Source organism: Pseudomonas sp. SDO55104_S430 (assembly GCF_054070595.1).
Window position 1 is genome coordinate 40,112 of record NZ_JBSVXG010000007.1, and the last position, 13,307, is coordinate 53,418.

Annotated in this window: 10 protein-coding genes; 5 read left to right on the forward strand and 5 right to left on the reverse strand. The window is 57.2% G+C overall.

Annotated features, from left to right (window positions below; translation table 11 throughout):
- Nucleotides 1-58: 58 nt before the first annotated feature.
- Complete coding sequence (locus tag ACW9JE_RS02375; RefSeq protein ID WP_224533938.1) at nucleotides 59-2,494, forward strand: TonB-dependent siderophore receptor; 2,436 nt, start codon at nucleotides 59-61, stop codon at nucleotides 2,492-2,494.
- Nucleotides 2,495-2,539: 45 nt separating this feature from the next.
- Here the strand turns inward: ACW9JE_RS02375 and mnmE are convergent, their stop codons facing one another.
- From mnmE to rpmH, 5 genes are all read right to left on the reverse strand, one after another.
- A complete protein-coding gene (mnmE, locus tag ACW9JE_RS02380; RefSeq protein ID WP_224533937.1) occupies nucleotides 2,540-3,910 on the reverse strand; it encodes a tRNA uridine-5-carboxymethylaminomethyl(34) synthesis GTPase MnmE in 1,371 nt (456 codons plus the stop codon).
- A 79-nt stretch (nucleotides 3,911-3,989) separates the two neighbouring features.
- Complete coding sequence (yidC, locus tag ACW9JE_RS02385; RefSeq protein WP_224533936.1) at nucleotides 3,990-5,669, reverse strand: membrane protein insertase YidC; 1,680 nt, start codon at nucleotides 5,667-5,669, stop codon at nucleotides 3,990-3,992.
- A 2-nt stretch (nucleotides 5,670-5,671) separates the two neighbouring features.
- Nucleotides 5,672-5,917 carry a membrane protein insertion efficiency factor YidD gene (gene yidD / locus ACW9JE_RS02390; protein ID WP_010207715.1) on the reverse strand — a complete coding sequence of 82 codons (246 nt, stop codon included), beginning with the start codon at nucleotides 5,915-5,917 and terminating at the stop codon, nucleotides 5,672-5,674.
- Nucleotides 5,910-6,311, reverse strand: a complete 402-nt coding sequence (rnpA, locus tag ACW9JE_RS02395; protein WP_224533935.1) for a ribonuclease P protein component — start codon at nucleotides 6,309-6,311, stop codon at nucleotides 5,910-5,912. The genes yidD and rnpA overlap by 8 nt, the downstream gene beginning before the upstream one ends.
- Before the next feature lie 16 nt (nucleotides 6,312-6,327).
- The gene (gene rpmH / locus ACW9JE_RS02400) at nucleotides 6,328-6,462 is read right to left on the reverse strand and encodes a 50S ribosomal protein L34 (RefSeq protein ID WP_003213577.1); all 135 of its coding nucleotides are present in this window, start codon (nucleotides 6,460-6,462) and stop codon (nucleotides 6,328-6,330) included.
- Between the two features lie 566 nt (nucleotides 6,463-7,028).
- Here rpmH and dnaA point away from each other — a divergent pair.
- From dnaA to gyrB, 4 genes are read left to right on the forward strand one after another with little or no spacing between them, the layout of a single operon-like run.
- Nucleotides 7,029-8,549, forward strand: a complete 1,521-nt coding sequence (dnaA, locus tag ACW9JE_RS02405) for a chromosomal replication initiator protein DnaA (RefSeq protein ID WP_224533934.1) — start codon at nucleotides 7,029-7,031, stop codon at nucleotides 8,547-8,549.
- Between the two features lie 38 nt (nucleotides 8,550-8,587).
- Nucleotides 8,588-9,691, forward strand: a complete 1,104-nt coding sequence (gene dnaN / locus ACW9JE_RS02410) for a DNA polymerase III subunit beta (RefSeq protein ID WP_175375696.1) — start codon at nucleotides 8,588-8,590, stop codon at nucleotides 9,689-9,691.
- A gap of 20 nt (nucleotides 9,692-9,711) precedes the next feature.
- Entirely contained in the window at nucleotides 9,712-10,815 is a 1,104-nt protein-coding gene (recF, locus tag ACW9JE_RS02415) for a DNA replication/repair protein RecF (protein ID WP_457431759.1), read from the forward strand.
- A 5-nt stretch (nucleotides 10,816-10,820) separates the two neighbouring features.
- Nucleotides 10,821-13,238, forward strand: a complete 2,418-nt coding sequence (gyrB, locus tag ACW9JE_RS02420; RefSeq protein ID WP_457431760.1) for a DNA topoisomerase (ATP-hydrolyzing) subunit B — start codon at nucleotides 10,821-10,823, stop codon at nucleotides 13,236-13,238.
- Nucleotides 13,239-13,307 lie beyond the last annotated feature (69 nt).

The window sequence follows — 13,307 nt, forward strand, 5'->3', positions numbered from 1 at the left end:
GGCCCTACAGGTAATCGCGATCCACGCGGCTTTTGCCACCTTCAGGGCTTTCCTACTCATGCGACTCCCGATCTTGCGTAAGCGTTTCACTCCCCACTGCATTGCCTACAGTTTGCTGCTGACCAGCGCTGCGAGTTATCCACTGATCATTCCTCACGCCATGGCCGCCGATGCCATGCAGCGCTACGCCATTGCGGCCGGCCCGCTGGATAACGCCCTGAGTCAATTCGCTTCCGCGGCCAATGTGATCCTGTCGTTCTCCCCCCAACAGACTGCGAATCTGCGCACTCAGGGTGTGGTCGGCAGTTACTCGATCGAACAGGGCTTTGCGATTCTGTTGCAAGGCTCAGGATTGCAGGCCGTCCCGCAGGGGCCCGACAGTTACATTCTGCAGCCGCTGCCGGAAGCCGGCTCGCTGGTACTCGGTGCGACCAACATTAATGGTCAGCAACCGAATGACATGAATCTGGATTACTCCGAAGACAAGGGCTACAAGGCGAACGACAGCCGGATCGGCACCAAAACCAGCACGCCGCTGTCGGAAACCCCGCGGTCGATTTCGGTCGTCACCGCTCAACGCATGAAGGATCAGAAATCCCAGACCCTGACTGATGTCCTGGGCTATGTGCCGGGTATCTTCGCGCCGCCGTTTGCCGCGGGGGATAGCCTGGCCGGCGACCTGTTCTACATTCGCGGTTTCAACGCAACGGATTACGGTTATGGCCTGCTGCGCGATGGCTTGCGAGTCCAGGGCAATCGGTACGACACCACCACCGAGCCCTATGGTCTTGAACGGGTTGAAGTGTTCCGCGGACCGTCTTCGCTGCTCTATGGTGAGAACGCGCCGGGCGGACTGGTCAATCTGGTAAGCAAGCGCCCCACCGCTGCACCTCAGGGCGAGATTCAACTCAGCTATGGTTCGAACAACCGCCGGCAGCTGGGCGTCGATGTTTCCGGACCGCTGAACGACAACGAAAACGTGCTCGGTCGGGTGGTGATGCTGGGGCGCAACGCTGACACCCAGACCAAACATGTGCCGGACGATCGCATCTACATCGCCCCTTCCCTGACCCTGAATTTCGATGACTTCAATACCTTGACCCTGCTGGCCAGCTACCAGAAGGATCACACCAATATGGAGCTCGGCCTGCCGGCCGCCGGCACCTTGCTGAAGAACCCCAACGGCAAGTTATCCAAGGACACCATGCTTGGCGATCCGGACTGGAATACCTTCGAGCGTGAAACCTGGAGTACCGGTTACGAATTCAGTCACAGCTTCAATGATGACTGGCAGTTCCGGCAGAACTCGCGCTACATGCAGTCACGCATCACCCGCCATGAGACCTGGCCAGGCAACTTGAACAACGCGGGTTTCGGCACGCGTGTGAACATGACCGCCTACGATCGCTTCAACAAATCGATGGTGTACTCGCTGGATAACCAGCTGGAAGGCAAATTCCAGCTGGGAGGGCTGGAAAACACCGTGCTGTTTGGTGGCAGCTTTGACCGCACCTCATTCAATCAGGACTGGAATGCCGGGCTGGTGGGGCCGATCGATATCTACAACCCGGTGTACCTGCGTGATCCGACGACGCCGATTGCTGTGCAGAACACCTTGCTGGAACAGCAGATGAAGGGCGTTTATGCACAGCTTCAGAGCAAGTATGACCACTGGCTGTTCCTGCTCGGTGGCCGTCAGGACTGGGTCGACAGTGATTTCCGCGACAAGGTGGCCAGCGCCGGTAACATCAGCTCCGAGGACAAGAAGTTCACTTACCAGGGCGGCGTGATGTACCAGTTCGACAACGGCCTGACCCCGTATGTCAGCTATTCCACAGCCTTTGTCCCGGTTCAGCAGATCTCCAATGCCGGCCAACCATTGGACCCGATCACCAGCAGCCAATATGAAGTAGGGCTCAAATACGAACCTGTCGGTTGGGACACCGCCTTCACCGCGTCTGTGTATGACCTGCGCAAGAAAGACGACACCTATTTCGACGCGACCACATCCACCTATCGCCAGGTCGGCGAAAGCCGTTCCAAGGGTGTCGAACTTGAACTCAACAGCAACCTGACGCCGAACCTCAATGTGACGGCAGCCTACACCTACACCGATGCGCGGATTACCAAGGATTCGCCAACCTCACTGGTCAAGGATCATCAAATGACCGGCGTGCCGCGCAACCAGGCTTCGGTGTGGGCCAAGTATCGTTTTCTTGAGAGCAGCCTCAAGGGACTGTATGTGGGCGGCGGGATTCGCTACTTCGACAGCGCATTCGCCTACACCTCGCCTTCCCTGTACGGAAAACTCGATGCTGGCGATGTCACTTTGGTGGATGCGGCCATCGGTTATCAGATCGATCGCCATTGGACCGTGGACCTGAATGCGAAAAACCTCTTCGACAAAGAATACGTGTCAGGTTGTAACGATGCGGGCCGCTGTTACTGGGGTGAAGACCGTACCTTCCTGGGATCAGTCTCTTACAACTGGTAAGTCGCAAAAAGCGAGCTGTGGATAACTTCTCCACAGCTCGCTCTGTCATTTGCCAATGCAGAAACTGGAAAAGATTCGCCCGAGCAAATCATCGGAGCTGAATGCACCGGTGATTTCTCCCAGAAATTGCTGCGCCTGGCGCAAATCTTCGGCCAACAACTCTCCGGCACCTGCCAGGGTCAGCTGGGAACGGCCGTGCTCAAGCGAATCGCTGGCGTGGCGCAATGCCTCGAGGTGACGCCGACGGGCACTGAAGCTGCTTTCCGAAGTCTGTTCATAACCCATGCAGGCCTTGAGGTGATCGCGCAGCAGTTCCAGACCGTCCCCTGCAGATTTAGCGCTCAGACTGATGGTGACATGGCCATCGTCGCTGACATCCAGGGCAATGGCTTCCCCGGTCAGATCGGCTTTGTTGCGGATCAGTGTGACTTTCGCAGGGTCCGGACGGGTTTCGAGAAACTCTGGCCACAGCGCAAAAGGATCGAGTGCTTCGGGCGCCGTCGCATCGACGACCAGCAAGACGCGATCTGCCTCGCCAATGGCTTTCAATGCCCGCTCTACACCGATCTTTTCCACATGATCATCGGTATCGCGCAAGCCTGCCGTATCAACAACGTGCAGCGGCATGCCGTCGATGTGGATATGTTCGCGAAGAACGTCTCGTGTCGTGCCTGCAATTTCGGTGACGATCGCAGCTTCGCGGCCGGCCAATGCGTTGAGCAGACTCGATTTGCCGGCATTCGGTCGACCGGCGATCACCACCGTCATGCCATCACGGAGCAACGCGCCCTGTCCTGCTTCACGGATCACTGTGGACAACTCGCCACGTACCTTGTCGAGCATGCTCAACACATGGCCATCGGCAAGGAAGTCAATTTCTTCTTCCGGGAAGTCGATTGCCGCCTCAACGTAGATGCGCAAGCCGATCAACTGTTCTGTGAGGTTATGCACACGCGCTGAAAAAGCGCCTTGCAGCGAACGCAGAGCATTACGCGCAGCCTGTGCAGAACTGGCTTCGATCAGGTCGGCGATGGCTTCAGCCTGGGCCAGGTCGAGTTTGTCATTGAGGAATGCGCGTTCGCTGAATTCGCCGGGGCGGGCCAGACGGCAACCCAGTTCGAGGCAGCGAGTGAGCAGCATATCCAGAACAATCGGCCCGCCATGGCCCTGCAGTTCCAGCACGTCTTCGCCGGTAAACGAGTTCGGCCCCGGGAAATACAGCGCGATTCCCTCGTCCAGCACTTCGTCGTTTTCACCCAGGAACGGACCATAGTGGGCAAATCGCGGCTTGAGTTCGCGGCCGGTGAAGGCTTGGGCCGCAACGCTGGCCAGCGGCCCGGAAATACGGACGATACCGACACCGCCACGGCCTTGAGCGGTGGCGACAGCGGCGATGGTTTCGCGGGGAGCACTCATAAACCGGTATCCAGACAAAAAAGACAGATAGCAAAACGCCCCACTAGGGGGCGTTTTGAGTGGTTATCCACAGTGTAAATCAGGCAGCTGCTTTGGTAGCCGCTTCGATCTTACGAGTGATGTACCACTGTTGGGCGATCGACAGGCAGTTGTTCACTACCCAGTACAGCACCAGACCGGCCGGGAACCACAGGAAGAAGAAGGTGAAGATGATTGGCATCAGCTTCATCACCTTGGCCTGCATCGGATCCGGTGGAGTCGGGTTCAACTGCTGCTGGATGAACATGGTTGCACCCATGATGATCGGCAGAATGAAGAACGGATCCTTGATCGACAGGTCAGTAATCCACAGCATGAACGGCGCCTGGCGCATTTCCACGCTTTCCAGCAGAACCCAGTAAAGCGAGAGGAAAACCGGCATCTGCACGAGGATTGGCAAGCAACCACCCAGCGGATTGATCTTCTCTTTCTTGTACAGCTCCATCATGGCTTGCGACATTTTCTGCCGGTCGTCGCCATGTTGCTCTTTCAGCGCAGCCAGTTTCGGGGCCACTGCACGCATGCGCGCCATGGATTTGTAGCTGGCAGCCGACAGAGGGAAGAAAAGCCCTTTGATCAGCATGGTCAGGAAGATGATCGACCAGCCCCAGTTACCCACAATGGCGTGGATGTGTTGCAGCAACCAGAAGATCGGTTGAGCGATAAACCACAGAATGCCGTAGTCGACGGTCAGTTCCAGACCTGGGGACAACTCTTTCAACACGGCTTGGCTTTTCGGACCGGCGTACAGAATGGCGCTGGTTTCGGCCTTGGCACCGGGTGCAACGGTCAAAGATGGACCGGTGTAACCGATGATGTAGTTGCCGCGGCTGTCTTTACGGGTCTGGACGATATTGTTTTCGCCCTTCTCCGGAATCCATGCGGTCACGAAGTAGTGTTGCAGCCAGGCAACCCAGCCACCGGTGACGTTTTCTTTTAGCGCGCCCTTGTCCATGTCCTTCATGGACACTTTCTTGTACGGCTCGGAACTTGTCCACAGGGCGGCGCCCAGGTAAGTCGCAGTGCCGGTGGCGGTGCTGGAAGAAGGATCGGAACTGGCGTCGCGCTTGAGTTGCGCGAACATCGCACCCGACCAGGGTTGGGCGCTTTCGTTGTCGATCAGGTAAGTAACGGTCACGTCATACAGGCCACGTTTCAGGGTGAAACGCTTGATGTAGTTGACGCCGTCCTTGCTGAACTTCAGGTCCACGACCAATTGGTCCTGACCATCAGCCAGTTGATAAACCTTCTTCTCCGAGGAGTAAACCGGACGACCGGCAGGACTTGCGTCCGGGCCGTTGGTGCCGATCAGACCGCTCTGAGCCAGATAAGTACGCTCGTTGCCATTGTCGAACAGCTGGAAAGGAATTTCCGGATGGTCCTGGCGACGTGGATACAGCGGCAGTTTCAGCTGGGCGACATCACCACCTTGTGGATCGATGGCGAGATCCAGCACATCCGTTTTGACCTGGATCAGATCGGTGCTTGCAGCGACCGGAGTCTCGGCAGGTGCACTGGTATCGTTTGCGGCGTGTGGAATGTCGTCACTGACGGACGCTTTATTGCCAGTTGCCGTGTCCGGGAGGCCCGGGGCGGTCGTACTGGAAGCAACATTCTGAGTCGGCAGGGCAGCCTGGCCATAATCCTGGTTCCATTTAAGAACCATGACGTAGGACACGATTGCCAGGGCGACGATCAGGATCGTGCGTTTGATATCCATGATTACTCGGCCATCGAAGAAGAACGGGAGGTAGGGATAGGTGGAACCGGGTCATAACCACCGGGATTCCACGGATGACAGCGACCTAGACGACGAAAGGTCAGCCAGCCACCGCGCAGAAGGCCATGATTTTCGATGGCTTCCAACGCGTAGCAGGAACAGCTGGGGTAGAAACGACAGTGACTGGCCATCAAGGGACTAATGGCGTAGCGGTAAAACTGGATCGGAACGAGTGCCAGTTTACGCATCCGGACTGTCTACCCCTACATCTTCGGTTTTGACTGCTGGTACTGGCTTGCTGCGTGCCAGACGTTTCCAGAGCTTGCCGAAATGCTGAATTAATTCAGGGTTTTCTACATCGCCCAAACCTTTGCGCGCGACGATAACGATGTCCCAGCCGACCAGTGAATCCTGGTTCAGGCGAAACGATTCGCGCATCAGACGTTTGAGGCGATTGCGCTCAACGGAGAGCTTTACGCTCTTTTTCCCGATTACCAGCCCGAGACGGGGGTGATCGAGATCGTTGTTGCGCGCAAGGAGCAGGAGATTTTTCCCCGGAACCTTGCCGGTAGGGGAGTCAAAGACTGCCTTGAAATGCCGGGGAGTAAGCAGACGCTTTTCCCGACTGAAGTCCTGACTCACCTCCAGTGCCGGATTATCAAACTGCCAGACGTGCGCGACCTTTGGCGCGACGACGCGACAGGACGGCACGACCGTTCTTGGTAGCCATGCGAGCACGGAAACCGTGGGTACGAGCGCGTTTGATAGTGCTTGGTTGGAAAGTACGTTTCATGTCGTGTTACCTGGTTCGTCCACAACGGGCCGGAATGGCCCCCGTTTTAAGAGACCGGGGATTCTAGAGAAAGCAAGTCCTCAGGTCAATTTCCAACCAACATTTCCTTATAGGCAGTTCGTGACCGGTCTGTTCGTGCTCAATCCGCACATTAGACATAAAAATAAAGAAGGAAAGTATTTAAAGCTTTTCTGTAAAGCTTATAAAAGCTAAGGACGTGTTCATCTGTGGATAACTGGCTCAATACCTTATTATTCAAGCTGTACAGAGAATGACAACTACAGTGGAAAACCGTGACAAGCCTGTGCTGCGCTGTCGGAAAACCTGTGTGTGAAAGACGGGTTTATCCACAGGGTGGTTATCCACCGAGTTTCGCCCCCAGTTGTGCAACGATCTCAGCCTCGGTTATCCACAGAGCTTATGCATAGACCATTGGTCGTCTTTTTGGCGTATAAAGCGTTGATTCTTCTTGGCCGATCACCCACCTTCGTGTGGATAAGTCCGCGTCTGGTCGTTACAATGGCCGCTTGTTTTTGCCTCACCGGCTTTCAACTTAGGGGATGTCCGTGTCAGTGGAACTTTGGCAGCAGTGCGTGGAGCTTCTGCGCGATGAGCTGCCTGCCCAACAATTCAACACTTGGATCCGTCCACTACAGGTCGAAGCCGAAGGCGACGAGTTGCGCGTCTATGCGCCCAACCGTTTTGTCCTGGACTGGGTCAACGAAAAGTATCTGGGCCGTGTCCTGGAACTGCTTGATGAACATGGCAACGGATCGACGCCTGCGCTTTCCTTATTAATAGGAAGCAAACGTAGCTCGGCTCCACGTGCTGCGCCGAATGCGCCACTGGCCGCCGCTGCCGTTGCAGCCCAGGCTCAGGCGGCTTCGGCCCCTGCCGCTCCAGCGCCAGTCGCTGCACCGGCCAAGCGTGCGACGCAAAAGGTTGCCGAGGTCATTGAAGAAGAGCCTTCCCGGGAAAGCTTCGATCCAATGGCTGGCGCCAGCTCGCAACAGGCGCCGGTTCGTGCCGAACAACGCACCGTCCAGGTTGAAGGTGCGCTCAAGCACACCAGCTACCTGAACCGCACCTTCACCTTCGAGAACTTCGTTGAGGGCAAGTCCAACCAACTGGCCCGGGCGGCTGCGTGGCAGGTGGCGGACAATCCCAAGCACGGCTACAACCCGCTCTTCCTTTATGGCGGCGTAGGCTTGGGTAAAACGCACTTGATGCACGCTGTGGGTAACCACCTGTTAAAGAAGAACCCGAATGCCAAGGTTGTCTACTTGCATTCCGAGCGATTCGTGGCGGACATGGTCAAGGCGTTGCAACTGAACGCCATCAACGAGTTCAAGCGTTTCTATCGTTCCGTGGATGCCCTGCTGATCGACGACATTCAGTTCTTCGCTCGCAAGGAACGTTCCCAGGAAGAGTTTTTCCACACCTTCAACGCCCTGCTTGAAGGTGGCCAGCAGGTCATTCTCACCAGTGACCGCTATCCGAAAGAAATCGAAGGCCTGGAAGAGCGCCTCAAATCCCGTTTCGGCTGGGGGCTGACGGTCGCCGTCGAGCCGCCGGAACTGGAAACCCGTGTCGCGATTCTGATGAAGAAGGCCGACCAGGCCAAAGTCGAGTTGCCCCATGACGCGGCGTTCTTCATTGCCCAGCGCATTCGCTCCAACGTCCGAGAACTGGAAGGCGCGCTCAAGCGCGTGATCGCCCACTCGCACTTCATGGGCCGCGATATCACCATCGAGCTGATTCGCGAATCCCTCAAGGATCTGTTGGCGCTGCAAGACAAACTGGTCTCTGTGGATAACATTCAGCGCACCGTCGCCGAGTACTACAAGATCAAGATCTCCGACTTGCTGTCCAAACGCCGGTCGCGTTCGGTCGCCCGTCCCCGTCAGGTCGCCATGGCGTTGTCCAAGGAATTGACCAACCACAGCTTGCCGGAAATCGGCGATGTGTTCGGCGGCCGTGACCACACCACCGTTTTGCACGCCTGCCGCAAGATCAACGAACTTAAGGAATCCGACGCGGACATCCGCGAGGACTACAAGAACCTGCTGCGTACATTGACTACGTGATGACACCAGCGCAGCTAATTAAGGCAAGGGACTAGACCATGCATTTCACCATTCAACGCGAAGCCCTGTTGAAACCCCTGCAACTGGTCGCAGGTGTCGTCGAGCGCCGTCAGACCTTGCCGGTGCTCTCCAATGTGCTGCTGGTTGTCGAAGGCCAGCAACTGTCGTTGACCGGTACCGACCTGGAAGTCGAACTGGTCGGTCGTGTTCAACTCGAAGAACCGGCAGAATCCGGTTCCATCACCGTGCCTGCGCGCAAGCTAATGGACATCTGCAAAAGCTTGCCGAACGATGCGCTGATCGACATCAAGGTCGACGAGCAGAAGCTGGTCGTGAAGGCCGGTCGCAGCCGTTTCACCCTGTCGACCCTGCCTTCCGATGACTTCCCGACTGTGGAAGAAGGCCCGGGTTCGCTGACCTGCAGCCTGGAGCAAAGCAAACTGCGTCGTCTGATCGAACGCACCAGCTTCGCCATGGCCCAGCAGGACGTGCGCTACTACCTCAACGGCATGCTGCTGGAAGTGTCCGCCGGCGTGATTCGCGCCGTGGCCACCGACGGTCACCGTCTGGCGATGTGCTCCATGCAGGCCGATATCGGTCAGCCGGATCGCCACCAGGTTATCGTGCCGCGCAAAGGTATCCTTGAGCTGGCCCGTTTGCTGACCGAGCCGGAAGGCATCGTCAGCATCGTTCTGGGTCAGCACCACATTCGCGCCACCACCGGTGAGTTCACCTTCACCTCGAAACTGGTCGACGGCAAATTCCCGGATTACGAGCGTGTGCTGCCTAAAGGTGGTGACAAGCTGGTACTGGGCGATCGTCAGGCGCTGCGTGAAGCTTTCAGCCGTACTGCGATTCTGTCCAACGAGAAGTACCGCGGTATCCGTCTGCAACTGGCCAATGGTCAGCTGAAGATCCAGGCGAACAACCCGGAGCAGGAAGAAGCGGAAGAAGAAGTGGGCGTTGAGTACAACGGCGGCTCCCTGGAAATCGGCTTCAACGTGAGCTACCTGCTCGACGTACTTGGCGTGATGACCACCGAGCAGGTTCGCCTGATTCTGTCCGACTCCAACAGCAGTGCGCTGGTGCAAGAGTCCGACAACGACGATTCGGCTTACGTTGTCATGCCGATGCGTCTGTGATCGCACTCAGCAGAAGTTAGATGTCCTTAAGTCGCGTCTCGGTCACCGCGGTGCGCAATCTGCACCCGGTGACCTTCTCCCCCTCTCCCCGAATCAACATTCTTTACGGCGCCAACGGCAGCGGCAAAACCAGTGTTCTGGAAGCCATTCACCTGCTGGGGCTTGCCCGTTCGTTTCGCAGCACCCGCCTGTTACCGGTTATTCAATATGAACAGCTGGCATGCACGGTTTTCGGCCAGGTGGAGTTGGCTGAAGGCGGACACAGCGCACTGGGGATTTCCCGGGATCGCCAGGGGGAGTTCCAGATCCGCATCGATGGGCAGAACGCTCGCAGCGCTGCGCAACTGGCGGAAATGCTGCCGCTGCAGCTGATCAACCCTGACAGTTTCCGCTTGCTCGAAGGCGCACCAAAGATTCGCCGACAGTTTCTCGACTGGGGAGTGTTCCACGTGGAACCTCGCTTCATGTCAACCTGGCAGCGGCTGCAGAAGGCGTTGCGTCAGAGAAACTCCTGGCTGCGGCATGGTACACTTGACGCCGTTTCGCAAGCGGTTTGGGACAGGGAACTGTGCCAGGCCAGCGCTGAAATCGATGAATACCGCCGCGCTTACATCAAAGCCTTGAAACCAGTCTTTGAACAAACTTTGAGCGAATTGGTTGAGCTTGAGGGCTTAACGCTCAGCTATTACCGAGGTTGGGATAAAGACCGTGAATTGAGCGAAGTGCTCGCCGGCTCCCTTCACCGGGACCAGCAAATGGGTCATACCCAAGCCGGACCACAACGTGCAGATTTGCGCCTCAGATTGGGCGCTCACAATGCTGCGGACATCTTGTCCCGTGGACAGCAGAAGTTGGTGGTGTGTGCATTGCGGATTGCCCAGGGGCATCTGGTTAGCCAGGCCCGACGCGGTCAGTGTATTTATCTGGTGGATGACTTGCCGTCCGAGCTGGACGAGCACCACCGTCGCGCGCTTTGCCGCTTGCTGGAAGACTTACGCTGCCAGGTATTTATCACCTGTGTAGATCACGAATTACTGAGGGAAGGCTGGCAGACGGAAACGCCAGTCGCTCTGTTCCACGTGGAACAGGGTCGTATCACCCAGACCCACGACCATCGGGAGTGAAGGCATTGAGCGAAGAAAATACGTACGACTCAACGAGCATTAAAGTGCTGAAAGGCCTGGATGCCGTACGCAAACGTCCCGGTATGTACATTGGCGACACCGATGATGGTAGCGGCCTGCACCACATGGTGTTCGAGGTGGTCGACAACTCGATCGACGAAGCACTCGCCGGCTATTGCGACGACATCAGCATCATCATTCACCCGGATGAATCCATCACCGTTCGCGACAACGGCCGTGGCATCCCGGTAGACGTGCATAAAGAGGAAGGCGTTTCCGCCGCCGAGGTCATCATGACCGTCCTCCACGCTGGCGGTAAGTTCGACGACAACTCCTACAAGGTATCCGGCGGTCTGCACGGCGTAGGTGTTTCGGTAGTGAACGCCCTGTCCGAAGAGCTGGTCCTCACCGTTCGCCGCAGCGGCAAGATCTGGGAACAGACTTACGTTCACGGTGTTCCACAGGCGCCCATGGCCATCGTTGGCGACAGCGAAACCACCGGTACCCAGATTCACTTCAAGGCTTCCAAGGAAACCTTCAAGAACATTCACTTCAGCTGGGACATCCTGGCCAAGCGCATTCGTGAACTGTCCTTCCTCAACTCCGGCGTCGGCATCGTTCTCAAAGATGAGCGCACTGGCAAGGAAGAGCTGTTCAAGTACGAAGGCGGCCTGCGTGCATTCGTTGAATACCTGAACACCAACAAGACTGCGGTCAACCAGGTGTTCCACTTCAACATCCAGCGTGAAGACGGCATCGGCGTGGAAATCGCCCTGCAGTGGAACGACAGCTTCAACGAGAACCTGTTGTGCTTCACCAACAACATTCCTCAGCGTGATGGCGGCACCCACCTGGTGGGCTTCCGTTCCGCACTGACGCGTAACCTGAACAACTACATCGAGCAGGAAGGCTTGGCCAAGAAGCACAAGGTCGCGACCACCGGCGACGATGCCCGTGAAGGCCTGACCGCGATCATCTCGGTGAAGGTGCCGGATCCTAAGTTCAGCTCCCAGACCAAAGACAAGCTGGTGTCTTCCGAAGTGAAGACCGCGGTCGAACAGGAAATGGGCAAGTACTTCTCGGACTTCCTGCTGGAGAACCCGAACGAAGCCAAGCTGGTTGTCGGCAAGATGATCGACGCCGCCCGTGCCCGTGAAGCGGCGCGCAAGGCCCGTGAGATGACCCGCCGCAAAGGCGCGTTGGACATCGCCGGCCTGCCGGGCAAACTGGCTGACTGCCAGGAAAAGGACCCTGCCCTGTCCGAACTGTACCTCGTGGAAGGTGACTCTGCTGGCGGCTCCGCCAAGCAGGGACGCAACCGTCGCACCCAAGCGATCCTGCCTCTGAAGGGCAAGATCCTGAACGTCGAGAAAGCACGCTTCGACAAGATGATCTCTTCCCAGGAAGTGGGCACCCTGATCACTGCGTTGGGCTGCGGTATCGGTCGCGAAGAGTACAACATCGACAAGCTGCGTTATCACAACATCATCATCATGACCGATGCTGACGTCGACGGTTCGCACATCCGTACCCTGCTGCTGACCTTCTTCTTCCGTCAGTTGCCGGAGCTGATCGAGCGCGGCTACATCTACATCGCCCAGCCGCCGCTGTACAAGGTCAAGAAAGGCAAGCAAGAGCAATACATCAAAGACGACGACGCCATGGAAGAGTACATGACGCAGTCGGCCCTGGAAGATGCGAGCCTGCACCTGAATGAAGACGCACCGGGCATTTCCGGCGAAGCGCTGGAGCGTCTGGTGAATGACTTCCGCATGGTGATGAAGACCCTCAAGCGTCTGTCGCGCCTGTACCCGCAGGAGCTGACCGAACACTTCATCTACCTGCCGGCCGTGAGCCTGGAAAAACTCGGCGACCACGCAGCGATGCAAGACTGGCTGGCCCAGTACGAAACTCGCCTGCGCGGCGTAGAGAAGTCCGGTCTGGTCTACAAGGCCAGCCTGCGTGAAGACCGTGAGCGTGGCGTGTGGCTGCCGGAAGTCGAACTGACCTCCCACGGTCTGTCCAGCTACGTCACCTTCAACCGCGACTTCTTCGGCAGCAACGACTACAAGACCGTCGTTTCCCTGGGCGCCCAACTGAGCACCCTGCTGGACGAAGGTGCCTACGTTCAGCGTGGCGAGCGCAAGAAAGCAGTCACAGAGTTCAAGGAAGCACTGGACTGGCTGATGGCTGAAAGCACCAAGCGTCACACCATCCAGCGATACAAAGGCCTGGGCGAAATGAACCCGGATCAGCTGTGGGAAACCACAATGGATCCAAGCGTACGCCGGATGCTCAAAGTGACCATCGAAGACGCCATCGGCGCCGACCAGATCTTCAACACCCTGATGGGTGACGCGGTCGAACCTCGCCGTGACTTCATCGAAAGCAATGCCTTGGCGGTTTCCAACCTGGATTTCTGATTCGGTACAGGTAACGGTCAATTGAAAAGCCCGCGCAAGCGGGCTTTTCTTTGCACGCTATCTAATATC

Excerpts from the sequence above, each read along its gene's own strand:
- mnmE (WP_224533937.1), bottom strand. The coding sequence starts at position 3,910 with ATGAGTGCTCCCCGCGAAACCATCGCCGCTGTCGCCACCGCTCAAGGC.
- ACW9JE_RS02375 (WP_224533938.1), top strand. The coding sequence starts at position 59 with ATGCGACTCCCGATCTTGCGTAAGCGTTTCACTCCCCACTGCATTGCC.
- recF (WP_457431759.1), top strand. The coding sequence starts at position 9,712 with ATGTCCTTAAGTCGCGTCTCGGTCACCGCGGTGCGCAATCTGCACCCG.
- yidC (WP_224533936.1), bottom strand. The coding sequence starts at position 5,669 with ATGGATATCAAACGCACGATCCTGATCGTCGCCCTGGCAATCGTGTCC.
- rpmH (WP_003213577.1), bottom strand. The coding sequence starts at position 6,462 with ATGAAACGTACTTTCCAACCAAGCACTATCAAACGCGCTCGTACCCAC.
- yidD (WP_010207715.1), bottom strand. The coding sequence starts at position 5,917 with ATGCGTAAACTGGCACTCGTTCCGATCCAGTTTTACCGCTACGCCATT.
- dnaN (WP_175375696.1), top strand. The coding sequence starts at position 8,588 with ATGCATTTCACCATTCAACGCGAAGCCCTGTTGAAACCCCTGCAACTG.